This window comes from uncultured Roseobacter sp., from assembly GCF_947492555.1.
Taxonomy (GTDB): domain Bacteria; phylum Pseudomonadota; class Alphaproteobacteria; order Rhodobacterales; family Rhodobacteraceae; genus Roseobacter.
Genome location: NZ_CANLNE010000002.1, coordinates 507,530 through 530,690 on the forward strand (window position 1 = coordinate 507,530; position 23,161 = coordinate 530,690).

Sequence of the window (23,161 nt, forward strand, 5' to 3'; positions counted from 1 at the left end):
GATTCGGTTCAATCAAAATGTTACGATTTATCGAGGGGTGTCAAATATATGTAACGTTTTGCGGAGTCACGATACCTCGCGCGCACTGTCATAAAGCGCACGTAGGGTGCTGGACCCGAGATCGTTCAACATTGCCTGGGCGTTGCTGTCTATCCCAGCGGTCTCTGGATGCGCGCGGCGCACGGTTTCCCGGATGTCTTCCACGGAACGCTGCACGGAACGGCAAACGCTGCACAATTGTGACACCCTGTTCGCGCTGTCGTTATGAAACAAGCCCTGATCCCGCGCGGTCTCGAACATGGACACGAGATTTTGTAAATGCATATCTGCCAGCGATGAAAAGAAGCGGATGTTATCGAAGGTCATGCGCGTGCCTTCGGCGTACTGGTCGCCGGTCACTTTGAAGGCAGTGCCGATCACGCGGTCGCCACCATCTGCCAGTGGAACATGTTGAATGGAAGTATCCCACCGCTGCACGCCATCCGGCAGCGTCAATGTCTCCAGATATCGGATGTTTTTCTGCCCATCGGCGCATTCGGTGTAACGCCCGATAACAGTGGCCGCTTCGCCTTCTGGCAGCAGGTCGCGCAACGCAACGTTTCGCAACGCCTCCGGTTGAAATCCGGTTGCTTCTGCGTGGGCCTGATTAATGCATGTTATTTTGAATTCGCTCTGTGCGGACGGACGATCGGCCGCGAACATAGGGACTGTGAACTGATTGAAAATCGCCGCAAGGTGATCTGCGGAGTCTGTGTCTAGCATTGTCTCTCTCAAAAATTACTAAGCCGGAAGGGTCGCGCAAATTTCTTGCCAAGAGGTTTCAGAAAACTGATGCTTTTTAGGTATTTTTTGAAATGCTGCATCTGCAAAGAAGCCGGTGAAAACTGCACTGGTCGAATTCCCATGAGGATCAAGGCGCTACCCGCCAACCGGCTAGACTGGCGCGTGGTTCTAACCGAAGCGTGAACAATCTGTTCACAGATGGTCGATGGTTCAATCCGGCAGGGTGATCCACGCGGCATTGCGCGCCGAGGACCGCACGCAAGCATCCACGAATTGCATGCCTCTTATCCCATCCAGAATGGTTGGATAGATGACCGCCGCGCCTGGTTTCTGACCGCTGCGATGGGCGACAATCGCCTCAGCCGCTTCGCTGTAGATGTTGGCGAACCCTTCGAGATATCCTTCCGGATGCCCGGGTGGAACACGGCTCATCCGTGCTGCGGCCTCACCCGCACCGGCACCATTGCGGGTAATCAGGCGCTTGGGCTCGCCAAACGGGGTGTGCCACAGGTGGTTGGGGTGTTCCTGCGCCCATTCCAGCCCGCCGTTCTCGCCGTAGACTCGAATGCGCAATGCGTTTTCATTTCCCGGCGCGACCTGGCTGGACCACAGCATGCCGCGCGCACCGCCCTCAAACCGCAGCATCACATGCGCATTGTCGTCCAACTGACGACCCGACACGAAAGCCTGCAAATCAGCGGCAAGGCTCTCAACGCGCAGACCTGTGACGAAACATGCGAGATTATGCGCATGGGTCCCAATGTCCCCGGTTGAACCACCCGCCCCGGATTGCGCGGGATCAGTGCGCCATGCCGCCTGTTTGAAATCCTCGTGTTTGGTGAGCCAGTCTTGCGGATACTCGACCTGCACCACGCGGATCTTGCCGATGTCACCCTTGGCAATCATCTCGCGCGCCTGCCGCACCATTGGATAGCCGGTGTAGTTATGCGTTAGAAAAAACAGAGCATCGGACTCTTCGACCGCTTTCGCCATCTTGCGGGCATCCGCCATGGTCGACGTGAGGGGTTTGTCACAGATCACGTGAATGCCGCGCTTCAGAAACTCGCGTGCGGCAGCAAAATGCACGTGGTTCGGGGTCACGATGGAAACAGCTTCGATACCGTTTTTTAGTCGCGCCTCGCGGATCGCCATCTGTTTGAAGTCATCGTAGGTTCGTGCCGGGTCCAATCCTAGTGCGGCCCCCGAGGCCTGGGCCTTCTCAGACGTGGAAGACAGTGCCCCCGCAACAAAAGCGTATCGGTCGTCCAGCCGCGCCGCAATCCGATGAACCGCCCCGATAAAGGCATCGTTGCCGCCGCCCACCATCCCAAGTCTGATCCGTGACATCTAGTCTCCTCCCGGGGCCTTGCCCCGCCTTCATTGTTCCAAAAATATGCATACGCAACGGCCCGAGCAGGCGAGATCTTCGCGTGGTACGCTTAGCCGATCCCAAGCATCTTGCGATTGGCTGCCTCATCCGTTCCGCCATCTGCAAAATCGTCAAAGGCGCGTTCCGTGACGCGAATGATGTGATCCTTGACGAATTGTGCCCCTTCGCGCGCGCCATCCTCGGGGTGCTTCAGGCAGCATTCCCATTCGACCACCGCCCAGCCGTCGAAATCATTCGCCGCCATCTTGGAAAAGATACCTGCAAAATCCACCTGCCCGTCACCCAGGGAGCGGAAGCGCCCGGCACGATCCACCCAGGGCTGATACCCCGAATAGACACCCTGCCGACCCGTCGGATTGAATTCCGCATCCTTGACGTGGAACATCTTGATCCGGTCTTTGTAGATGTCGATGTGGTCAAGATAGTCGAGGCACTGCAGCACGAAATGCGATGGATCGTAGAGCATGTTGCAGCGGGCGTGATTGTCCACACGTTCCAGGAACATCTCGAAGGTCACACCGTCATGCAGGTCTTCGCCTGGGTGAATTTCATAGCAGATGTTCACGTCATTCGCGTCGGCATGGTCGAGGATCGGATGCCAGCGTTTGGCCAGTTCATCAAACGCGGTCTCAATCAGCCCGGCGGGGCGTTGCGGCCAGGGATAGATATAGGGCCATGCGAGCGCGCCGGAAAAGGACACATGGTTCTTGATGCCCATATTGGCTGAGGCGCTGATTGCCTTCATCACCTGATCCACTGCCCATTCCTGCCGGGCCTTCGGGTTGCCGTGCACCGCCGGATCCGCAAAGCCGTCAAAGGCTGTGTCATAGGCCGGGTGCACCGCCACAAGCTGTCCCTGCAGATGCGTGGAGAGCTCAGTCACTTCCACGCCATTCGCGGCAGCTTGGCCCTTAAATTCGTCGCAGTAGTCCTTGCTTGTCGCCGCTTTCTCAAGATCAAACAGCCGCGCGTCCCAGCTGGGCACCTGCACGCCCTTGTATCCGTAGTCGGCAGCCCATTTCGTGATGGCGTCCCACGAGTTGAAAGGTGCCTCGTCGCCTGCAAATTGCGCCAGAAACAGCGCCGGTCCCTTGATGGTTTTCATGTCATCCTCCCAATGCGCCGTCCGGATCGGGCGGCATGTTTTCTTTCATGTATATGTCGATTCGAATGCGTTCCTGAGCCAGGTTGATCGGCGCGCTGTCGCTGTGCGCGCGCATAATGCGTATCGCACTGCGCACAAGATGGCCTGAATCCTGGCTGATCACGGCGTCAAACAACCCGTCCCCGAGCGCTGCGCGTGAGAGCGGTGTCAGTTCATGTGCAACGATAATCGGAGACGGGGCCTCTTGATGCTGGTCGAAGTGTCGGATCAGCCCGGCATTCCCCGCTGCCGAAGAATAGATGCCCACGATATCCTTTGTGCCCGCCAGCGCTTGCGGCAGCAGCCGTTCGATCAGATCGGGGTCATCTCGCCCTTCCAAAGACGCAAGCACGGTAAGTTTCGGGAAATCCCGCGCCATCACATCGTCGAAGCCAAGGCGCCGTTCCAGATGATCGCGGGCGAGCATGGAGCCGGTGACAACCAGGACCTTCCCGGACACCGGACCGAGAAAACGCCCCATCAGCTGTGCGGCCGTGCGCCCCGCCGCGATGTTGTCGATGCCGACATAGGCGTTGCGTTCGGAACTGGGGATGTCGGAGACCAGCGAGACGACCGACACCCCATGCGCGCGCAGTCTTGAGATACTGTCCCGTACGGAGGGTGTCTCGGGACCGAAAATCGCAACCCCGTCCACCTGTGTCGGATCAAGCGCGTTGATCGCCTCGGCCAGCGCCATGGGGTCAAAAGCAGGTACGCGGGTGCAGGCAACCTGCGTGCGTTCCCGTTTCAATCCGCCAGACAGGTCGGTGATCTGCCGTTCGATCAGCGCGACGAATTCATTGTTGGTGGCCGGCAGAATGAAGAGAAAGCGATAAACGCGCCCGCGTGCCAGATTGGCCGCAGCCGTATCTCGGACATAGCCCAGATCGGCGATGGCGCGGTTGACCTTTTCGACCGTCACCTTGCGTACGCCCGGACGTTCGTTCAGCACCCTGTCCACGGTCGCAAGGCTGACCTGCGCGACACGGGCAATGTCGTTCACCGTTGGGTTCAAAGGGGCGTCGCGGCTGACCTTCATGGTCCGATGTCTACCCTTTCATTGCAGCTGCCAGCCCTTCAAAGAGCCGGGCGACGGCCTCGGCGCCGGGATCATTGTGGCCGATCAGGTTCTCTTCGGGCACATAGGACGCCCGACCTGCCTTGGCGCGCCCCATAGCAGCAGTTCCATTCGCACCCGTACGGGCGGCTTGTGCAGCGGCGTCAACACCGTCGGTCAGGGCTTGCAGCGCCGGTTGCAGGGCGTCGATCATCGTGCGATCGCCAAGCCCAGCGCCGCCCACCTCACTGATCCGCTGCAAGCCGGTCTGCAGGGCCTCGGCTGTAGGTTTGCCGTTGGCACAGGCATCCCCCGTGGCACCGAAGAAAATCGCAAGGATCACACCGGAGGAGCCGCCCATGGTCTGGCTCAACTCGTTACCCACTGCGCGGAAAAGCTGCGTCAGGTCGGCCAAGGGCATGCGATCCATCGATCCATTGAGCGCGCGCGCCGCTGTGGCCAGCGTGCTGCCGGTGTCGCCATCGCCCGACTTTGCGTCGAGGCTGTTGAGGTCCGCCTCCGCCGCGATCAGCAAGTCGCAACATGTCTCGATCAGGGCACGTGTTGCGGGATTATCCGACGGTATCGGCTGGATCGGGCTCAACCCATCGGGCAGAGGTTTGATTGTGACGGGGGACAGCATGGTCATGCCAGGCCAGTCGGGCAAGGGCACATCGCGGCTCAGCGCGGCGGTGCGGTCGGCGGTTAGCGGGAGAAGCGAGACGGAGAAGCCATGCATGTCCAGCGAGGTCATCAGGGGAGCGGGCCCGATCATGGCCTTCACGGTTTTTGCCTTGTCCGATGACGTCAACGCATGGGCCAGTACCGCCATTTCCAGCGGCGTTGTGGAGCCCAGATTGTTCAGGAGCGCAACACACTCCTGTTCGTTCACGTGCGGCAACAGCTTTTCGAGTACCATGTCCATCGCCGAAGTTGCACCTTCAAAGGCGACTTGCTGTACGCCCGCCTCCCCATGAATGCCGAGGCCGAGTTCCGCCATGCCCACGGAAATCCGATCTTCCTTTGTCGATCCGGGCACTGTGCAGGTGTCCAGCGACTTCCCAATTGAGGCCATATCGCGGACCGCGTCTTCTGCTGCCTTGGTCACAGTGTCCAGATTTGCACCGTCTTCTGCCAGGTGGCCCGCAATCTTGTGGACAAAGAGGGTGCCCGCCACGCCGCGCGCCTGCGGCAGATCGGGCAAAGCGATATCGTCGTCGACAATGACCATCGCTACCTTCAAACCATACGCACGCGCACGTTCTGCGGCGAGACCAAAGTTCAGCCGGTCGCCGGTGTAGTTCTTGACGATCAGAAGGCAGCCCGCTTCGCCGGTGACGGCGAGGATACCAGCGAGCACGGCGTCCACCGACGGGGACGCGAAAACTTCACCACAGACGGCGGCGGTCAGCATGCCTTCTCCGACAAATCCGGCATGCGCTGGCTCGTGCCCTGATCCGCCACCCGAGATCAGCGCGACCTTGGATTTATCCCAGTCGCTGCGGCAGACCACCTTGATGTGCGGGTATCCGTCGAGGCGATAAAGCCTGTCACCTGACGTCGCGAGGAGACCGTCGATTGCATCGGTGACCAGCCTGTCCTTGCCGTTGATAAACTGTGCCATCGTCTTCTCCTTTTAGTAGATTCGGTCGCCCTGCGCGTCAAAGCAAAGCGGGTCTTTTGGCGCGATCTGCAGAGCGCTGCCGGGGGCATAGTCTGCATGTGGGTCAGCCAGTGTGATAATGTCATGCCCGTCGAGGTGCAGATGCAGACGGCTGTGATCGCCAAGATGTTCCACCCGCTCTACTTGTGCGGCTCGGCCTCCACCTTGTGTGACGTGTTCCGGTCTCAGGCCAATCTGATGGGCGCCTTTCGGAGCGGTACCAAAGAGATCGGCGGGCAGGATATTGATGCGCGGCTGACCGAGGCGGGAGGCGACGTAGACAGAATTCGGGTTCTCGTAAATGTCCCGCGGTGTGCCGTATTGCACCAGGCGCCCTTCGTTCAGCACGCCCACGTGGGTCGCCATGGTCATGGCCTCGATCTGGTCGTGGGTGACGTAGAGGATGGTCGCGCCGAGGCTGGCCTGAATGCGTTTGAGTTCGATCCGCAGATCGGTGCGTAGTTTGGCGTCCAGCGAGGACAACGGCTCGTCCATCAGATAGACCTGCGGTTCACGCACAAGCGCCCGCCCGATAGAGACCCGCTGCATCTCGCCCCCTGAGAGCGCCGTCGCTTTGTTGTCGAGCTTGTGGCTGATCTGCAGGACGTTTGCGACCTCATTCACTTTGCGGATGATCTCGTCCTTCGGCGTGTTGAGGATTGGAGACTTCAGAGGGAATTCCAGGTTCTCGCGCACGGTCAGATGTGGATAGAGCGAATATTGCTGGAACACCATTGCCACGTCGCGCTGGGCGGGTGTTTCGTTAGCGACGTTCCGACCACCGATGTGGATCTCGCCTGCGTCGAGCTTTTCAAGACCCGAGATCAGACGCAGGGTTGTGGTTTTGCCAGCGCCCGTGGGACCGAGCAGCACGACGAACGCGCCGTCGGGGATGGTCATGTCGATGCCCGCCACGCCGACCGTGTCGCCGAAGGATTTCGAGACGCCTTTGAGGATGACTTCAGCCATGGGTCACGATCCCTTCATTCAGCTCGGAGCGCAGCGCGCGCCCGGAGTTTTCATCAAAGAGCGTGACGGCTTCACCCTTGAAGCCGAGGCCGATTTTCTCGCCTACGGTGGCCACCTGTCCTGCAGGCGCGCGCGCTTTCAACGCGCCGTTCGGTGTATCCAGCGTGATGATTTGCGTGGTGCCGAGGTACTCGGTGGCCAGCACCTCGCCGCGATAGGCACCCGTGTCGCTGAGGGTCACATGTTCGGGCCGGACACCGAAGACGAGTTTGCCAGAAGCGCCCTGCATCTGGCGTGGCACGGCGATGGATTGTCCCTGCAGATCAACGGTCTGCGCCCCTTCCGCCACCGACCCGTGGAAGGGCAGGAAATTCATCGACGGTGAGCCGATGAAGTCGGCCACGAACATGGTGGCGGGCTTGTCGTAGATCTCTTGCGGGGTGCCGAATTGTTCGACAACGGCGTTGTTCATCACCACGATTTTGTCGCCCATCTGCATGGCCTCCAACTGGTCATGGGTGACATAGACGGTGGTGGCGCCCATGCGGTCGTGCAGGGCGCGCAGCTCTTCGGCCATATGCTCGCGAAATTCGGCGTCGAGCGCGCCCAAGGGTTCATCCATCATGAAGGCCTTGGGGTCGCGCACGATGGCGCGGCCAAGCGCCACGCGCTGTCGGTCCCCCCCCGAGAGGCCGCCTACCGGCTTTTTCAGGATATTCTGGATGCCGAGGATATTGGCGACGTCCTCAACCTTCGCCTTCACGTCCCGCCGCGCCATGCCCTGGCTGACCAGCGGGTAGCTCAGGTTCTTGTAGACGTTCATATGCGGGTAAAGCGCAAACATCTGGAAGACAAAGGCAATATCGCGCTGGCTGGGGGGCTTCTGGCTGATTTCTTCGCCGTCGAGGTAGATCTCGCCGGAGGTGGGCAGTTCCAGCCCGGCGATCATGCGCAGGGTGGTGGTCTTGCCGCAGCCCGACGGGCCGAGCAGCATGAAGAATTCGCCGTCCTCGATGGTGAAGGAACTTTCCTTCACAGCGGTGAAATCCCCGAATTCCTTGCGGACGTTTTTGATGATGATCTGGGCCAAAGGGCTACTCCGGGAAGTGGCTGACGATGATGAACATCACCGTACCAATCAGGGTGGTGATGAAGGAGTAGGTGAAGCCCCACATCACGAACGGCTGCATCAGCATGAAGACCCCAAGCGCGATGAGGATGGTGGCGACCAGTCCCCACGGGCCGCGCTTCAGGCGGAGGAGGCCTTGAATGAAGTTGCTCATGTCGAGACCTCCAATCGGTGTCGGTGGGCTGTCGGTCCCTCGTCGGTGTCGGGTCGGTATGACGTCGGTGCGGGCCGCGCGGTGGTGTAGGGTCTGATCGAGGTCATTTCCGTACGGCTCCGAATGTTATGCCACGCAGCAGGTGTTTGCGCAGAGCCACCGTGAAGATCATCACCGGCAACAGGAAGATCGTCGCGCCCGCAGCCACGGCGGGCCAGTCGAGTCCACCGACCCCGATGATCGTCGGGATGAAAGGTGGAGCGGTTTGCGCGGTGCCGGAGGTCAGGAGTACCGCGAAGGCGTATTCGTTCCAGGCGAAGATCAGGCAGAAGATTGCGGTCGAGGCGATGCCCGTGGCGGCTTGGGGCAGCACGACCTTGTAGAAGGCCTGAAACCGAGTGTAGCCGTCGATCAGCGCGGCCTCCTCGTATTCCGTTGGGATGCCGTCGATGAAGCTTTTGAGCAGCCAGACCGCGAGCGAGATATTCACTGCCGTGTAGAGCAGGATCATGCCCAGGTGCGTGTCCGACAGGCCGAGTTGGCGGTACATCAGGAAAATCGGTATCGCGACGGCGATGGGCGGCATCATTCGGGTACTGAGGATGAAGAAGAGCAGATCATCGGCGAGCGGGATCTTGAACCTAGAGAACGCATAGGCCGCGAGCGTGCCGAGGAAGACGCTGAGGAAGGTGGAGCCGAAGCCGATGATCACCGAGTTCAGGAACCGCTCGCTGAACTTCGAGGGGCCCGCGATCACCATGTCGTATTGACGCACGATCTCCTCGTACCAGGTCTCGGGCGGGTTCGCGGCGAGGAACTCATCCGTCTGTCGCGTCCGGGTGGTGAAGAGGTTCACGTAGCCTTCGAGCGTGGGGTCGAAGATCACCTTGGGTGGGTAGCTGATGGCGTCGGCGGGGGATTTGAACCCGGTCAGCATGATCCACGCGAGTGGGACCATGGTGATCAGCGCGTAGAGGATCACGAGGCTGCCTGCGAACCATTTCGAACGCGTGCTGGGTTCTGTGACGGAGAAGCTACTCATGTCGGGGTCTCAGTCTCATCAGGCTGGGGGTCGACGATGCGCATGGCCTCCGGCGCCTCAGGGGCGGCGTCGGTGTTGGCGTGATCGGCGAGCGAGGCGAAGGCCATGGCCAGCGGGGTCAGCGGGGCGGCCCAGCGGGACAGGTCGGCGTCTTTGGGCAGGCGGATTTCGCAAAAGGACATCACCGTTCCTTCACCTTGTTGAGGGCCTTCACGTAGATCGAGGCGAGGCCGAAGACGGTTACGAAGAGGATGATTGCGTAGGCCGAGGCATAGCCCGTGCGCCATTTCTCAAAGGCTTCGCGCTTGAGGTTGATCGAGGTCAGCTCGGTTGTGGAACCGGGGCCGCCGCCGGTGAGCTGCACCACCAGGTCGAACATCTTGAAGTTCTCGATGCCGCGGAAGAGCACCGCGAGCATCAGGAAGGGCATAACCATGGGCACCGTGATCGTCCAGAACTGCCGCCATTTGGAGGCGCGGTCGATCTCGGCCGCTTCATAGATGTAGTCGGGGATCGAGCGCAGCCCGGCAAGACAGATCAGCATCACGAAGGGCGTCCACATCCAGGTGTCGACGATCACGATGGACCAGGGCGCAAGGTTCACCTGCCCCAGCATCTCGAAGCTGGACGGGTCCTTGCCGGTGAAGAAGGCGACGATGTAATTGAAAAGTCCGATCTGCGGCTGGTAGAGGAATTTCCAGAAGTTCCCGACCACGGCAGGGGACAGCATCATCGGTAGCACGATGATCGTGGTCCAGAGGTCGTTGCCCTTGAATTTCTTGTTGATCAGATAGGCCAGAGTGAATCCGATCAGCACTTGCAGGACGATGGTCCAGAACAGGAAATGCGCAGTGGCCTGCATGTTCAGCCAGATGTCGGTGTCGGTGAGGATACGCTCGTAGTTGCGCAGGCCCACGTATTCGACCTCGCGGTTCGGGCGGTTGGCCCGGAAGTTGGTGAAGCTGAGATTGATCGTCCAGATCAGCGGGAAGATATTGATCGCCAGCAGCAGAAAGATCGTTGGGCCCACGAAAATCCATGCGATGGCACGGTCGCTGAGGCCTTTGATCTTGCGGGCCACGGATGGCGGTGTGGCATTCGCGGCGCGGGTCAGGGGGGTCTCGGTCATCTGGCACAGCTTTCCCGTGGTCAGGTGGCCCAAAGGCCCACCCTACCTGCTTGTGGAGAGGTCAGGTGGGCGGGTGGCCCACCTGAGTTTGGTTCAGAGCTTGCCTTCGTCTTCGAAGGTTTCGGTCCAATCCTCGATCAGCTTGTCGAGCGCTTCCTTGGCTGTGCCCTGATCGGCAACCACGTAGTCGTGGATGCGTTTCTGCATGGCCAGCAGCAGTTCGGCATAAGCCGGTTCCTGCCAGAAGTCCTGCACCGCGCCCATGGCCTCGAGGAAGTCACCGGCGAAGGGCGCGCTGTCCTTGAAGGTCGGGCTTTCGAGCACGGCATTGTGTGCGGAGTAGCCGCCCAGATCCCACCATTTCTGCTGAACCTCCGGGTCCGCGAACCACTTGATGTACTCAAGCGCTGCGTCCTGTTTGTCGGAGTAGGCCACCACCGAAATGCCCTGTCCACCCAGTGTTGAGCCGGCCTGGTTCTGCGGCGGGTTCACGAAGAAGTCGATCTTGTCGCCCCCGGTGTTCGGGTCGGCGTAGAGGCCGGGGAAGAAGGCGAACCAGTTCATCGCCATCGCCACCTGACCGGATTTAAACGCGTCGAGGCTCTCGCCCATGTAGGAGTTGGTGTAGCCCGGCGGGGTCGCTGTTTCGTAGAATTCTTTATAGAATTCAAGTGCTTCGACCGCCTCCGGTGAGTTCACAGCGCCTTCCATATCGTAGGAGCCGGGGGTGTTTTCATATTTGAAGCCCCAGGGGTAAAGCGCGCCGGTTACGCCCATGGTGATGCCTTCCGAGCCACGCTCGGTGAAGATGGCGGCGCCATAGACGGTTTGCCCGTCGATCTCGCGCTCCTGAAAGAATTGCGCAATTTCCAAGAGCTCTTTCTGGGTCTTGGGCTCAGCCAACTCGCGGCCTGTGGCCTCCTGAAAGGCGGCGCGGATGTCGTCGCGCTCGAACCAGTCCTTGCGGTAGAACCAGCCGTTGGCATCCCCCATGGCGGGCAGGGCGTAGTAGTTTTCGGACCCTTTGGGCCACGTGGAGTAGGCGTAGACAGTGGCATCGGCGAAGTCGCCCATGGAGATGCCCTCAGCGTCGAAGAAGTCGTTCAGCTTGACATAATGGCCATTCTCGGCGCCGCCGCCGATCCACTGGCTGTCGCCGATCAGCAGGTCGCAGAGGTTACCGCCGGAATTAAGCTCGTTCAGCATTCGGTCGGCGAAATTGGGCCATGGGATGAACTCGAAATTCATGGTGTGGCCGGATTGCGCTTCGAACTCCTTGCTGAGTTCGACCAAAGCGTTTGCCGGGTCCCAAGCCGCCCAGCACAATGTCAGGTCTTCGGCCTGAGCAGATGCCCCGAAGCCTGCCGCGGCAAGGCTGAGAGCGCTGACGGCCGTCAGTTTCGAATACTTCATGGTGTTCCTCCCAAATTGTCCTCCGCCCGGTCGTTGCCGATTCGGAGTTGTGACAAGCAGAGGCTAGGTGAGGGACGTACCTCATGTCCAACTATTTTTGAGGTACGTCCCTCAAAAATATACCAAGATGCTGATAACAATTGAAATATTATATATTTGAGTAGATCGAACCGACAACTGGGTCGGCCCCTTATGGGCAGATACGGTTTTCAAGGTGGACTGTGGCGCGTCTCAAATCAGATGTTTTGACAGCGCCGTCCAGACCTGCTCGGCGGCGAAACTGGCACCAGCTGGGCTGGCATGATGTCCGTCTCTCGCATAGAGCGGCTGGCCAGCTTCAACTGCGAGACGCCACGTGTCGGGCAGGTTTACGACATCTGCACCGATTTGGCTGGCCGCGTGATCATAATAGGCCATCGTTCGGCGCGCGTAGTCTGAAGGGTCATCGGGGCGGACGATGGCGCGGCCTGCGTCGCGATAGATCGAGGTGTCGGCACGGGCGGGCCACGGCGGGCACAGCAACACGCTGGTCGCGCCAGTCCAGGCAGCCAGTCTGCGCATCGCAAGAAGTGAGCCCCACCTGTCTATGACGCGCAGGGGGGTCATGGTGAAATCCTGTAGAACCAACGCATCCCACCGGTTTTGTGACAGCACTTGGCGGAGCGCGTCTATACGCACAGTTTCGATCAGGCGCGCGCCGTGAGCTGCCGCCATTCCTACTTGCAATGCGATGCCATCTTTTGCCGCGCGCTCTATCACCAGACTGGGCACGTTATGTCCCATTATCATGGAGTTTCCGATAAACAGGATTGCCGGAGGGCCAGCAGGGTCCGGGCTGATCGTGGCCAAATGCGCATCCGTCAGAAAGGGCAGGCGGCGCGGCTCCCGATGCAGGCGCAGTGTCAGCCCCGCGCCTGCTGTCAGACCCGTGGCGAGTGCACCACCAGCCAGTCCGATGGCCTGCCGACGGTTCATTCGTGGTCCTTGATCGGGCCACGCATGGCCTTGACCTCACCGCGAACCTTCTTTGCCTTGAGGCGTCGTTTTTTTGCACCGAGCGTGGGCCGCGTAGGAATACGCTTTTTAGGGCGGTGAAGCGCTTTGCGGATGAGATCGACCAGCCGGTTGCGGGCGATGTCGCGGTTGCGCGCCTGACTACGGGTTTCGTCACATTGGATGATGAGCGCTCCTTCAGTCGTCCACCGGCGTCCGGCCAGGCGTTTTAGTCGCGTTTTCACCGGATCTGGCAATGAAGGAGAGCGTGCGGCTTCAAACCGCAGTTCGACTGCAGTCGCCACCTTGTTGACGTTCTGCCCACCGGGACCCGAGGCGCGCACGAAGCTCTCGGTCAACTCCCAGTTCTGGATTTCAATATCGTCATTGATCCGTACCATCACGGTGTTGTGCCACGAATACGGACTACAAAAAAGGGCCGCACCTTGTCAGTGCGGCCCAATCGAATGGTTTCAGGAGGGGGATCGGTTAGACCGATGTCCACTCAGGAGTTCTGCCCGTCAAGGGCTGCCTCAGCAGGCGACCTCCAAAGCTGTTCCGACACCTCGCTCCAATACCTTTCTTGACACTGGATCACCTCCTTTACCTATCTGTTGACGTTGAAAGAATCGTCGCACAGGTTTTGGAAATCACCAAGTGTTTTTTCGTTAACGCAGGTCTAGTGGGCGAGGGTGAGCCGAGCCGTGATCAGCCGGAAGGGAACAAGCGCCAGGAGCGCCAGCGCCAGCTTCACCACCCAGTCGGCCAGTGCGAGGGACACCCAGAGCGGTGCGGCAGGCCCTAGGCCAAGGATGGGCAGCACTTCTCCGGCCCAGCTCACGTCATTTGCGGGCTCGATGAAGGTAAGGCTGGCGGAGAAAGCAATGGTGAAGAAGAGTGCTGTATCCACGGTGCTGCCGACCAACGTGGAGGCCAGCGGGGCGCGCCACCAGCGGCCATCGCGCAGGGCCGAGAAGATCGCAACGTCAAGGAGTTGTGCCGTCAGGAAAGCAAGGCCCGACCCGAGCGCGATGCGCAACGTGACCAGCGGGCCGAACTCGCCCATGATCTGCGTCCCGATCAGCGAGCAACCGACGCCCACCAGAAAACCCACAAAAACGACGCGGCGCGCGGGGCCTGCACCATAGACGCGGTTCATGACATCAGTGACCAGGAAAGCCAGCGGATAGGTGAAAGCCCCCCAGGTCAGCCACTGACCAAAGAGGAACTGAACGAGAATATTCGAGGCCACAACGATGGCGGCCATGGCAAGGATGCCGGGAAGGTGAGCGCGTGTCATATGATGTATCCGTTTTGGCAAGGGTGCGGCACTTGGTCGACCATCTTGGCCGACGCGCGGTCTTTAGGCGCTCCGGCTCAGCGGCGCAAGTCACTCCTTTAGAATGTACTCAACGATTTCTGTGCGTAATATGGGTAGGAAGTTGTCATCAGAGATCATCGTGAGGCGGATGTCACCTGTTCCGTCCGCCCACACGGCGAGCCCTTCCAGATTTCCATGTCGCCGATGCGGCGTTTCCAGAACGGTTTCGATCTGCTCAAATCCATCGGCAGTCAGGGTCATGCGCCGGACACGACTGCGAAATCCCGCCCAGACAAAGGCACGCTCCAGCAGGTAGAATTTGCCATCCGGTCCGAAATCGCCACCGACCGGCAGGAAGCCATCATCGACGGGTAACGTGAAGGGCTGGTCCCACTCCTCGCCCGGTCGGCGCTGGTAGACCAAGGCTTCCCATGCATGTCGTGCAACACCTTCCGGGATCGAGATCAGGCCCGCCTCCGGATGCACCGCGACCAGTTCAAGCCCTTTGTTGCCGCCAAGCGCCCGCCATGCGCGGGTGTACGACGGCCATTTGGCAACACTGTCCCAACTGTCATACCGCAGAATGCGATGCGCAAATTCGAAAGACACAAAAAGGCGGCCCTCTGCATCCAGTGCCAGGCCTTCGGCATCGCTATGCGGGAATTCGCGGACGACGCCATGGCGATCAGGCAGCGCTCTATCTGCTTCAAGGGTGATGTCTGAAATCTGGTCATTGGCGCGTAACAGCTGCCCGCGTGTCAGGTGACCGCGATCTGTCACAGCGTAGAAATCTGTTCCGTCCTCGGACAGTTCAAACCCCGAAAACCCACCAAACCATTCGGCATCATGTCGCCATTGGAAGGTTGAGAGATGTTGTGCCGTTTGCTCTTCAGGCGCAACTTTGGGTGGTCCGGGAGGCGGATGAAAGACAAAAACGGGTGCGATTGCCGCGATGGTGATCAGAGCTACTGCAAGACTGCGGCGCATTGCTGAGGCAGGTCTGCGAGCAACAATTGCCGCTTGGGTTTGGGGGGTGGTGCGTTTGGATCAGGGGGCGGCGGGTTCAGGATGCTGTTCACCCAGGCCTGCGCATCGGCACAGCCGTCGCCTGCCGGGGGTGGGGCCTGATCGACGCAACCTTTGGCGCCGGATGGGCAGGCAAGCCGGACATGGAAGTGGTAGTGATGCCCGTACCAAGGCCGGATCTTGCGCAGCCAGCTGCGGTCGCCCTTGGCGTCTTTGCACATTTGCACCTTGGCGCCGGGGAAGATGAAAATTCGTGCCACGCGTGGATCAGAGGCAGCGGCTTTCAGAATTTCGTGGTGCTGGCGGGTCCAGTTGTCATTGACAAAGGCGCCCTTGTTGCGGCGCAGGGAGATGGAGGAGATGCTTTCACGCTGGGCGACAGAAAGTGCGAGGTTATCCGCCGGGCGCAGCCAGATATCGGCGTCCAGACCGATCTGGTGACTGGCGTGACCCGACAGCATCGGGCCACCGCGGGGCTGGCTCAGATCGCCCACGTAGAGGCCGTTCCAGCCCGGTTGCTGCGCGGCTGCGCGGCTCAGGTCCTGTACGTAGTCAACCGTTGCCGGATGCGCCCAGTTGCGATTGCGCGACAGACGCATCGCCTGCCATGTAGGACCGGTTTCGGCCAGTTGTGCGGCGCCTGCGACACAGCCCTTGGCATAGCTGCCAAAGGGTGCGGGACTGCCGGCGGAGCCATTCCGCTTTGCGCCGAAAAGCTGCTTGGCCGGTTGATTGCTTTTTGCGTGACCGGATGTGCCGATGGTGGGCAGAATGGCGGAAGCCTGTGTCGTTGATTGCGGTGTGCCATCCGAGCATGCGGCCAGTCCAAACAACAGGATCGCAAGCGCGGCAAAAGGGCGGAGGGTCATATGCTGAAATCTCCTTTTGGCTTGACCCACGCTAACAGGATCAACCCTGCGATGAACAGTCCGATAATCGGGGTGACGCCGATTTGCTGTGATCCGCTGATCGCGGTGACGGTGCCGATCAATAAAGGCGCGAGAAAGCTCGTGGCCTTGCCCGATAGTGCGTAGAGGCCGAAGGCTTCGGTCATGCGCTCCGGATTTGCCTGATGCACCATCATGGACCGGCTGGCCGATTGCAATGTGCCGCCCGCTGCACCGATGAGCGCGCCGAGGATGTAGAAGGCGATATCAGGGGCGCGGCTGCCGTCTGGCAAGGCGACGCCGAAGAGGCTGTCGCGGGAGACAAAGACAATGGCGATGGCCACGCCCAGCAGGATGGTGATGGAGGTTTTGATCACCGCACCTGGGCCAAACCGGACATCCGCCTTGCCGCCCAGCCAGGCGAAGAGCGCGCCGGTGATGATCGCGATGATGCCGAAGACGCCGGTGTCGACGACGGACCACCCCAGCACGCCCTGCGCGTAGATGCCGCCAAAGGCATACATGCCGTTCAGCGCGTCGCGATAGAACATCGAGGCGCCGAGATATGAGAAGAGTGACGGGGTTTTTGGCAGGCGGCGCAGAGTGGCGGCAAGACCCTTGAGCGCCCGCCCTACAGCACCCTTGGCGCTTTTGACGGGCTTTGGATCGCGCACCCAGACAAAAAACGGGATCATGAAAAGGATGTACCAGAGTGCGGTCAGAGGGCCGACAAACCGGGTCCCCTCCCGCAGGTCGGGATCAAGCCCGAAGGCCGGGGAAATCCCGATGAAGGTTTTGCCGGTGGCCGCACTCTCCGCAAAGAAAAACAGCATGATCACAAGGGTGACCAGCCCGCCCAGATAGCCAATGGCCCAGCCGGTGCCGGACAGCCGCCCGATCTGGTCGCGCGGTCCCAGATCGGGCAGCATGGCGTTGGTGAAGATGGTGGCAAATTCCATGCCAACGAGCCCGAGCGCAAAGAGAAATAGCGTGAGTGGCAGATTGAAGCCCTCGGGGCTTGCCCACCACAGGCCGAAACTGCCAACGACATAGAGTGCGGAGAAAAGCCAGATATAGCGTAGTCGATTGCCGGAAGAATCGGCCAGTGCCCCCAGGATGGGCGCGAGCAGGGCGATGGTTATCCCTGCGGCGCTGATGCCAAACCCCCAGGCGGCCTGCGCGCGGGCACCGTCTTGCATCAACTCTCCCACATAGGGGGCGAAGATGAAGGTGATGAGCAGCGTGTTGTAGGGCTGGCTGGCCCAGTCGAAGGAGTACCACCCCCAGATGCGTTTGCGCGCGCTGATCATTGCTGTGCCCGTTCCTGCCCTGCGCAAGGTAGATCAGCCCGGTGGCGATCAGGCAAGTAAAGCTTTGGGCTTCATCAACCAACAGATGGCGCGCAGCCTTGCGTATTGTGAATGGCTTGCTTAACTGAAGCAGACACAAAAAGAGGTTTGCCGATGCAATCGCTGTTCCAAATCGTGATGCTGCTGCTGGATGTGCTGTGGTTCCTCATCATTGCGCATGTGATCATGAGCTGGCTGATCAACTTCCAGGTGCTGAATACAGGGCAGCAACTGGTTGCGCAGATCTGGTACGGGTTGAACCGGCTTCTGGAGCCGATCTACGGGCCGGTGCGGCGTGTCCTGCCGCAAATGGGCGGGATTGATCTGGCCCCCCTGGCTGTGCTGCTGGGGGTTGCGGTGTTGCGCATCGTTCTGATCAACAACGCAGGGCTTTTCTTCTGATTTCTTGCCTCCGGCGGGCATATTTTTTGAACAATGAAGCTTGGGGCTTGTTCACGAATCCTTAGTATGTGACTCTGCACAAAACGAGCAGAGAACGCACAAGGGAATTGGATGTCGGGCGCCGCCAGACTGTTACAGGACGTCTTTGGATTTGATGATTTTCGCCCCGGTCAGGGAGAGATTGTCGACGCCGTGACCGCCGGTGAAAACGTGCTGGCGATCATGCCGACGGGTGGCGGCAAATCGTTGTGTTTTCAATTGCCTGCCTTGCTGCGTGAGGGAGTCACCGTGGTGATTTCTCCGTTGATCGCGTTGATGCGCGATCAGGTGCGCGCGCTGCAGGAAGCCGGGGTCGCCGCCGGTGCCCTGACGTCCGGCAACACACCTGAAGAAACTGATGCGGTTTTTGAGGCCCTGGAGGCGCGTCGGCTGAAGCTTTTGTACATGGCGCCGGAACGGCTGGCGGCGGGGTCGGCCATTGGTTTGCTGCGACGGGTCGGTGTATCGTTGATTGCCGTGGATGAGGCGCATTGTGTGAGCCAGTGGGGCCATGACTTTCGCCCTGACTACTTGCGGATCGGTGCATTGCGGCGCGATCTGGGCGTGCCGCTTGCAGCTTTCACCGCAACGGCGGATGCGGAAACCCGGGCGGAGATTGTCGAGAAGCTTTTTGACGGGGACGCCCCGCGCGCCTTCCTTCGCGGATTTGACCGCCCCAACATTCACCTTGCTTTTGCGGCCAAGGATGGGCCGCGCCGTCAGATCCTGGATTTTGCCGCCGCGCGCAAAGGGCAGTCCGGCATCGTCTATTGCGGCACCCGCGCCAAGACAGAGGCGCTGGCGGGCGCATTGCGGGAGGCGGGCCATTCGGCGTTGCATTATCATGGCGGGATGGAGGCCGAGGACCGGCGCATTGCCGAGACCCGGTTCCAGCGCGAGGATGGTCTGATCGTTGTCGCTACGGTGGCGTTCGGCATGGGCATCGACAAGCCGGACATTCGTTGGGTCGCGCATGCGGATCTGCCGAAGTCGATAGAGGCCTATTATCAGGAGATCGGGCGTGCGGGACGGGACGGGGCGCCTGCGGAGACGCTGACGCTTTTTGGTCCGGAAGACATTCGTCTGCGGCGCGCGCAGATCGACGAGGGGTTGGCCCCGCCGGAACGTCGTGCGGCGGATCACGCGCGCCTGAATGCGCTTCTGGGACTGGCCGAGGCCCTGGAATGCCGACGCAAGACACTTTTGGGGTACTTTGATGAAAGCGATATCAGCTGCGGTCATTGCGATCTGTGTGATCGCCCGGCGGAGGTGTTTGACGGCACCACTGCGGTGCGCAAGGCGCTGTCGGCCATTTTGCGCACGGATGAATGGTTTGGCGCTGGTCATCTGATCGACATCCTGATCGGCAATGAAACCGACAAGATCCGTCAGCGTGGACATCAGGACCTGCCGACGTATGGGGTCGGCACCGAGTATGACCGGCGGCAATGGCAGGCGATTTTCCGGCAGATGATGGGGCATGATCTGGTGCGACCCGATCCGGAGCGACACGGTGCGTTGCGCATGACGGATGCCGCTCTGCCAATCCTGCGCGCAGAGGCTGAGATCACCTTGCGGCGCGACAGTATTCGTGCGGCGGCAGCCACCCGGCGCCCAGCGGTCAAGGCGATGGTGTCAGAGGAAGATGCGCCGTTGCTCTCGGCATTAAAAGCAAAGCGCCGCGCCTTTGCCGAAGCTGCCAAGGTTCCGGCCTATGTGATTTTCAACGATCGGACGTTGATTGAAATGGCCGAGATGCGCCCGCAGACCCTGGATGAGATGGCGCGGGTCGGCGGCGTAGGGGCAAAGAAGCTTGAACGCTATGGCGATGCCTTTCTCGAGGTCATCGTTGGGGAGGCGCAGCAGATGCACCCCACCCGCCGTAAACTGGCCGGGCGCACGGCCGGGTCGGTTTATGACCGGTTGTTGGCGGTGCAGGCGGATCTGGCGCGCGGCACGGATGGGGTGGAAAAACCGCTGAGTTGCTCTGCGTCCTTGCTGGCGAAGGTGGCGCAATTGCGTACCGCGGATCCGTCTGCGCTCGAACGGTTGCTGGGTGACCGACGCGCGGAAAGATTTGGACCTGCTTTTCTGGACGTGTTGCGGCAGGCGAGCTAGATCGCGCTTCAGGTGATGCGGGTGCATGCACACGCGATGGGGGATAAAAGATGTTGGTGGTCATTTCACCGGCCAAGCGGCTGGATTGGGCAGAGCGGGACGTTCAGGTGACGCAGCCCGATTTTCAGGAGGATGCGATCCGCCTGGTGAAGACGGCGCGTAACCTGACGCTGGGCAGGTTGAAAGGGTTGATGGATCTCTCGGATGATCTGGCGCGGCTCAATCGGGACCGGTTTGCGGCTTTCGAGGACGCACCGACGGCAGAGCTCACGCGTCCTGCTGCGCTGGCCTTTGCGGGCGATACCTATCAAGGGCTTGAGGCTGCGTCTCTCTCTGCGGATGATATGGCCTGGGCACAGGAACACTTGCGTATCCTGTCAGGCCTTTATGGATTGTTGCGTCCGCTGGATGCCATTCAGCCCTACAGGTTGGAGATGGGTAGCAGAATGAAAACGCGCCGCGGGCACAACCTATATGACTATTGGCGCGATGGATTGTCCAAGGCCTTGAATGTACAGGCAGATAACGTGGGTACGGAGGTGTTGGTCAACTGCGCAAGCCAAGAGTATTTTGGGGCAGTGGCGCCCAAGGCCCTGAAGCTGCGCGTGATTACACCGTCTTTCATGGAGGACAAGAAAGATGGTAAAGGCCCAAAAATCGTCAGCTTCTTTGCCAAGAAGGCGAGAGGCGCCATGGCGCGATACGTTATCCAGAACCGCTTGACGGACGAACAAGGCCTTCAGGGTTTCGACTGGGAGGGTTATTGCTACCGCGCGGAGCTATCGGCCCCAAGCACGCCGGTATTTGTTCGAGATTATCCGACGGCCTGACTGGGCGCCTCGCCGCGCGGGGATATTGCCTCCTTCGGGCAGTATTCCAGAATGTGTTGATGCATCTCCGCCTTTCGAACCGGCTTGGACATGTAGTGATCCAATCCCACCGCAAGAATATCGACGTTGTCCCCTTCCATTGCGTGGGCTGTCAGCGCGATGATCGGGACGTGCCGGCCTGTCCCTTCTTCCTTTTCCCGGATTTTCTGGGTCGCCTCCTTGCCGTCCATGCGCGGCATGGAAATATCCATAAAAATCAAGTCAGGATCGAACGAGGTATAAGCCTCAACCGCCTCAAGCCCGTCATTGGCAAATTGCAGATCAACATCGAAGTCCTTCAGCATCTTGCGAAAAACCAGCTGGTTGGTCTTGTTGTCTTCTGCGGCCAGCACACGCATTTTGCGTGGTTCTGGAATGGGTGCTTCCTCAATCGATTTTACCTGGTCGTCCGTTGATGCAACAGTCGCATCGCGGTGCGAAAAGGCTGGCCCGGCGTCCTTCTCGGTGGATTCTTGAGCGTCATCAGCCGCATCCGTCCGCCCCTTCCATGACGCGAGCCATTGCAGCATGTCGCGGCGCGGGAAGGGTCGCTGTGAAATGACGTCCACATTGTCCTTTGTTGCATCAGCTTGGGCGTGGCCGACATTGGAACTGAGCAGATGTATCGGCATCTGATGCCCGGCATCCCGCGCGGTCATTGCAAACTCAAGCCCATTCATTTCAGGCATTATGTGGTCCGCCAGCACAAGATCCACACTGCGATCAAGTAGTCCCAGGGCAGATGCGCCGTCGCCACAAGACGTGACCTTGAGCCCCAATTGCTGCAGTTGCAGTGATAGAACTTCGCGATTTGGTGCAAAGTCATCGATGACCATCACATGGCGCAGTTGTTCCGGCAGATGAGGGTGTTCAAGCTGCATACCGTTCGCAGCTTTCAGTGTGACCTCGAAACTGAAACAGGAACCGACACCTTCCTCTGATGTCAGCCAGACACGCCCACCCATGAGTTTAACCAGATGGCTCGTGATCGCGAGGCCGAGGCCGGTGCCATCGAATTGGCGATTGCGTTCATTCTCGACTTGATTGAATTCGCCAAAAACATGGTCAATCATGTCCTCGGCGATCCCGATCCCGGTGTCTTCTACCGCCACGCGAAGAGTGATCTCGCCCGTTGCATCGTCAGGTTCACCGCGCACTCTAATCGTCACATGACCCTTGGACGTGAATTTGACCGCATTGCCCATCAGATTTGTCAGGATTTGCCGCATGCGGCCGCGGTCGCCAACGAACGATGAGGGCAGGAAAAGATCATAGTCGAGTACAAGATCCAGCCCCTTATCGCGCGCGGAGGATTGCAGGAGCATGATGATCTCAAGCATGGATTGCTCCAGATCGAAGGGCTCAAGGTGCAACTGGAGGCGTTCGGCTTCGATCTTGGAATAGTCCAGCACGTCATTGATGATGACCAGCAGCGCCTCACCTGAATTCTTGATGGTGTCGACGTAGAGCCGTTGTTCTTCGGTGAGCGGGGTATCCACCAGCACATCCGCCATGCCCACGACCCCGTTCATCGGGGTCCTGATCTCGTGACTCATGTTCGCGAGGAAAGCGGACTTTGCGCGGTTGGCCGTTTCCGCACTCTCTCGCGCGGCTTTGAGTTTTTTCTCGTACTTGACGGTTTCGGTGATGTTGAGGCCAAGCGATATGATGTCCCCGTCGGGTCCACGCTGGTCTATCATCTTGATGTATTCACCGTTCCACAGCCGAATGATGACCGGCTCGGGTTCCGGTTGCTGAACCCGTTCGATCATCTCCTGTCGCCAGGTTGCAGGGGTTTTATCGCCGATGTTGACGATGCCTTCATCCGTCAACATCTGCAGGATCGTGACGTAGCTGACACCGGGTTTGATTTCTTCCAGCTTGTCAAAGACCGCGAGATAAGAGCGATTTGCCATGATCATCTGCAGATCGGGGGTGAAGAACGCGAAACCGTCATTGATGGTTTCGATGGAGTACCACAGGCGTCGTTCGACCAGTTCGATCTTCTCATGGGCGGCGGAAAGGTCGGATTTCACCTTTTGGTTTTCGTTGCGCACGGTCGCGACTTCGGCACGGGTTTCCACGATTTCATGGGACAGCGCCTTGGCATGTTCGCCAAGTTTCCGGTTCGCAGCAAAAAGCTCCGCCTGCTTGAGCTCAAGCAGGCGTTCTGCGGCTAGTCGTCCACGGCGCTCCTCTGCCAATCTGTTGGCGATACTCATCCGGCCACCGGCATTCGTTTCAACCTTTTGGCCGCACTTTCTACAGATGTGGTGAACATCTG

23 protein-coding genes are annotated in these 23,161 nt (G+C 59.7%); 4 read left to right on the top strand and 19 right to left on the bottom strand.

Annotation, left to right across the window (positions count from 1 at the left end; all coding sequences use genetic code 11):
• Positions 1 to 66 precede the first annotated feature (66 nt).
• From Q1A07_RS09530 to Q1A07_RS09615, 18 genes are all read right to left on the bottom strand, one after another.
• Entirely contained in the window at positions 67 to 774 is a 708-nt protein-coding gene (locus Q1A07_RS09530) for a PAS domain-containing protein (protein WP_299780113.1), read from the bottom strand.
• A 219-nt stretch (positions 775 to 993) separates the two neighbouring features.
• Positions 994 to 2,130, bottom strand: a complete 1,137-nt coding sequence (locus Q1A07_RS09535) for a Gfo/Idh/MocA family oxidoreductase (protein ID WP_299780114.1) — start codon at positions 2,128 to 2,130, stop codon at positions 994 to 996.
• Between the two features lie 92 nt (positions 2,131 to 2,222).
• Entirely contained in the window at positions 2,223 to 3,278 is a 1,056-nt protein-coding gene (locus Q1A07_RS09540) for a sugar phosphate isomerase/epimerase (RefSeq protein WP_299780115.1), read from the bottom strand.
• A 1-nt stretch (position 3,279) separates the two neighbouring features.
• Positions 3,280 to 4,356, bottom strand: a complete 1,077-nt coding sequence (locus tag Q1A07_RS09545) for a LacI family DNA-binding transcriptional regulator (protein ID WP_299780117.1) — start codon at positions 4,354 to 4,356, stop codon at positions 3,280 to 3,282.
• Positions 4,357 to 4,366: 10 nt separating this feature from the next.
• Positions 4,367 to 5,998 (bottom strand): dihydroxyacetone kinase subunit DhaK, encoded by a 1,632-nt coding sequence (locus Q1A07_RS09550; RefSeq protein WP_299780119.1) that lies wholly within the window; start codon positions 5,996 to 5,998, stop codon positions 4,367 to 4,369.
• A gap of 12 nt (positions 5,999 to 6,010) precedes the next feature.
• A complete protein-coding gene (locus Q1A07_RS09555) occupies positions 6,011 to 7,006 on the bottom strand; it encodes an ABC transporter ATP-binding protein (RefSeq protein WP_299780121.1) in 996 nt (331 codons plus the stop codon).
• Positions 6,999 to 8,096, bottom strand: a complete 1,098-nt coding sequence (locus Q1A07_RS09560; protein WP_299780123.1) for an ABC transporter ATP-binding protein — start codon at positions 8,094 to 8,096, stop codon at positions 6,999 to 7,001. Before Q1A07_RS09560 ends, Q1A07_RS09555 begins: the two co-directional genes overlap by 8 nt.
• A gap of 4 nt (positions 8,097 to 8,100) precedes the next feature.
• Positions 8,101 to 8,289, bottom strand: a complete 189-nt coding sequence (locus Q1A07_RS09565) for a hypothetical protein (protein ID WP_299780125.1) — start codon at positions 8,287 to 8,289, stop codon at positions 8,101 to 8,103.
• A gap of 103 nt (positions 8,290 to 8,392) precedes the next feature.
• Positions 8,393 to 9,331: a carbohydrate ABC transporter permease gene (locus Q1A07_RS09570; RefSeq protein WP_299780127.1), complete on the bottom strand. Its 939-nt coding sequence runs from the start codon at positions 9,329 to 9,331 to the stop codon at positions 8,393 to 8,395.
• Positions 9,328 to 9,513, bottom strand: a complete 186-nt coding sequence (locus Q1A07_RS09575) for a hypothetical protein (RefSeq protein ID WP_299780129.1) — start codon at positions 9,511 to 9,513, stop codon at positions 9,328 to 9,330. Before Q1A07_RS09575 ends, Q1A07_RS09570 begins: the two co-directional genes overlap by 4 nt.
• Positions 9,513 to 10,460 carry a carbohydrate ABC transporter permease gene (locus Q1A07_RS09580; protein WP_299780131.1) on the bottom strand — a complete coding sequence of 316 codons (948 nt, stop codon included), beginning with the start codon at positions 10,458 to 10,460 and terminating at the stop codon, positions 9,513 to 9,515. The genes Q1A07_RS09575 and Q1A07_RS09580 overlap by 1 nt, the downstream gene beginning before the upstream one ends.
• A 93-nt stretch (positions 10,461 to 10,553) precedes the next feature.
• Positions 10,554 to 11,873, bottom strand: coding sequence for an extracellular solute-binding protein (locus Q1A07_RS09585; RefSeq protein ID WP_299780132.1), 1,320 nt, complete (start codon positions 11,871 to 11,873; stop codon positions 10,554 to 10,556).
• Positions 11,874 to 12,104: 231 nt separating this feature from the next.
• Positions 12,105 to 12,848 (bottom strand): SGNH/GDSL hydrolase family protein, encoded by a 744-nt coding sequence (locus Q1A07_RS09590; RefSeq protein ID WP_299780133.1) that lies wholly within the window; start codon positions 12,846 to 12,848, stop codon positions 12,105 to 12,107.
• Positions 12,845 to 13,267, bottom strand: a complete 423-nt coding sequence (arfB, locus tag Q1A07_RS09595) for an alternative ribosome rescue aminoacyl-tRNA hydrolase ArfB (RefSeq protein ID WP_299780134.1) — start codon at positions 13,265 to 13,267, stop codon at positions 12,845 to 12,847. Before arfB ends, Q1A07_RS09590 begins: the two co-directional genes overlap by 4 nt.
• A 278-nt stretch (positions 13,268 to 13,545) precedes the next feature.
• Complete coding sequence (locus Q1A07_RS09600; protein WP_299780135.1) at positions 13,546 to 14,166, bottom strand: queuosine precursor transporter; 621 nt, start codon at positions 14,164 to 14,166, stop codon at positions 13,546 to 13,548.
• A 90-nt stretch (positions 14,167 to 14,256) separates the two neighbouring features.
• Positions 14,257 to 15,174 carry an esterase-like activity of phytase family protein gene (locus Q1A07_RS09605; RefSeq protein ID WP_299780137.1) on the bottom strand — a complete coding sequence of 306 codons (918 nt, stop codon included), beginning with the start codon at positions 15,172 to 15,174 and terminating at the stop codon, positions 14,257 to 14,259.
• Positions 15,153 to 16,082: a penicillin-insensitive murein endopeptidase gene (gene mepA / locus Q1A07_RS09610; RefSeq protein WP_299780139.1), complete on the bottom strand. Its 930-nt coding sequence runs from the start codon at positions 16,080 to 16,082 to the stop codon at positions 15,153 to 15,155. The genes Q1A07_RS09605 and mepA overlap by 22 nt, the downstream gene beginning before the upstream one ends.
• Complete coding sequence (locus Q1A07_RS09615; protein ID WP_299780141.1) at positions 16,079 to 17,410, bottom strand: MFS transporter; 1,332 nt, start codon at positions 17,408 to 17,410, stop codon at positions 16,079 to 16,081. Before Q1A07_RS09615 ends, mepA begins: the two co-directional genes overlap by 4 nt.
• Between Q1A07_RS09615 and Q1A07_RS09620 the strand changes: the two genes are divergently transcribed.
• From Q1A07_RS09620 to yaaA, 4 genes are all read left to right on the top strand, one after another.
• Entirely contained in the window at positions 17,394 to 17,534 is a 141-nt protein-coding gene (locus Q1A07_RS09620) for a hypothetical protein (RefSeq protein ID WP_299780143.1), read from the top strand. The genes Q1A07_RS09615 and Q1A07_RS09620 overlap by 17 nt on opposite strands.
• A gap of 29 nt (positions 17,535 to 17,563) precedes the next feature.
• A complete protein-coding gene (locus tag Q1A07_RS09625; RefSeq protein WP_299780145.1) occupies positions 17,564 to 17,851 on the top strand; it encodes a YggT family protein in 288 nt (95 codons plus the stop codon).
• A gap of 111 nt (positions 17,852 to 17,962) precedes the next feature.
• A complete protein-coding gene (gene recQ / locus Q1A07_RS09630; protein ID WP_299780147.1) occupies positions 17,963 to 20,008 on the top strand; it encodes a DNA helicase RecQ in 2,046 nt (681 codons plus the stop codon).
• Between the two features lie 50 nt (positions 20,009 to 20,058).
• A complete protein-coding gene (yaaA, locus tag Q1A07_RS09635) occupies positions 20,059 to 20,838 on the top strand; it encodes a peroxide stress protein YaaA (protein WP_299780149.1) in 780 nt (259 codons plus the stop codon).
• On the opposite strand, the gene Q1A07_RS09640 is transcribed toward yaaA, so the two are convergent.
• Positions 20,823 to 23,099: a response regulator gene (locus Q1A07_RS09640; protein WP_299780151.1), complete on the bottom strand. Its 2,277-nt coding sequence runs from the start codon at positions 23,097 to 23,099 to the stop codon at positions 20,823 to 20,825. The genes yaaA and Q1A07_RS09640 overlap by 16 nt on opposite strands.
• Positions 23,100 to 23,161 lie beyond the last annotated feature (62 nt).

Bases quoted from the DNA above. Each gene is read 5' to 3' on its own strand.
- Q1A07_RS09535 (WP_299780114.1), bottom strand. From the start codon at position 2,130: ATGTCACGGATCAGACTTGGGATGGTGGGCGGCGGCAACGATGCCTTT.
- Q1A07_RS09540 (WP_299780115.1), bottom strand. From the start codon at position 3,278: ATGAAAACCATCAAGGGACCGGCGCTGTTTCTGGCGCAATTTGCAGGC.
- Q1A07_RS09545 (WP_299780117.1), bottom strand. From the start codon at position 4,356: ATGAAGGTCAGCCGCGACGCCCCTTTGAACCCAACGGTGAACGACATT.
- Q1A07_RS09550 (WP_299780119.1), bottom strand. From the start codon at position 5,998: ATGGCACAGTTTATCAACGGCAAGGACAGGCTGGTCACCGATGCAATC.
- Q1A07_RS09555 (WP_299780121.1), bottom strand. From the start codon at position 7,006: ATGGCTGAAGTCATCCTCAAAGGCGTCTCGAAATCCTTCGGCGACACG.
- Q1A07_RS09565 (WP_299780125.1), bottom strand. From the start codon at position 8,289: ATGAGCAACTTCATTCAAGGCCTCCTCCGCCTGAAGCGCGGCCCGTGG.
- Q1A07_RS09570 (WP_299780127.1), bottom strand. From the start codon at position 9,331: ATGAGTAGCTTCTCCGTCACAGAACCCAGCACGCGTTCGAAATGGTTC.
- Q1A07_RS09575 (WP_299780129.1), bottom strand. From the start codon at position 9,513: ATGTCCTTTTGCGAAATCCGCCTGCCCAAAGACGCCGACCTGTCCCGC.
- Q1A07_RS09580 (WP_299780131.1), bottom strand. From the start codon at position 10,460: ATGACCGAGACCCCCCTGACCCGCGCCGCGAATGCCACACCGCCATCC.
- Q1A07_RS09585 (WP_299780132.1), bottom strand. From the start codon at position 11,873: ATGAAGTATTCGAAACTGACGGCCGTCAGCGCTCTCAGCCTTGCCGCG.
- Q1A07_RS09590 (WP_299780133.1), bottom strand. From the start codon at position 12,848: ATGAACCGTCGGCAGGCCATCGGACTGGCTGGTGGTGCACTCGCCACG.
- arfB (WP_299780134.1), bottom strand. From the start codon at position 13,267: ATGGTACGGATCAATGACGATATTGAAATCCAGAACTGGGAGTTGACC.
- Q1A07_RS09600 (WP_299780135.1), bottom strand. From the start codon at position 14,166: ATGACACGCGCTCACCTTCCCGGCATCCTTGCCATGGCCGCCATCGTT.
- Q1A07_RS09605 (WP_299780137.1), bottom strand. From the start codon at position 15,174: ATGCGCCGCAGTCTTGCAGTAGCTCTGATCACCATCGCGGCAATCGCA.
- mepA (WP_299780139.1), bottom strand. From the start codon at position 16,082: ATGACCCTCCGCCCTTTTGCCGCGCTTGCGATCCTGTTGTTTGGACTG.
- Q1A07_RS09615 (WP_299780141.1), bottom strand. From the start codon at position 17,410: ATGATCAGCGCGCGCAAACGCATCTGGGGGTGGTACTCCTTCGACTGG.
- Q1A07_RS09625 (WP_299780145.1), top strand. From the start codon at position 17,564: ATGCAATCGCTGTTCCAAATCGTGATGCTGCTGCTGGATGTGCTGTGG.
- recQ (WP_299780147.1), top strand. From the start codon at position 17,963: ATGTCGGGCGCCGCCAGACTGTTACAGGACGTCTTTGGATTTGATGAT.
- yaaA (WP_299780149.1), top strand. From the start codon at position 20,059: ATGTTGGTGGTCATTTCACCGGCCAAGCGGCTGGATTGGGCAGAGCGG.
- Q1A07_RS09640 (WP_299780151.1), bottom strand. From the start codon at position 23,099: ATGAGTATCGCCAACAGATTGGCAGAGGAGCGCCGTGGACGACTAGCC.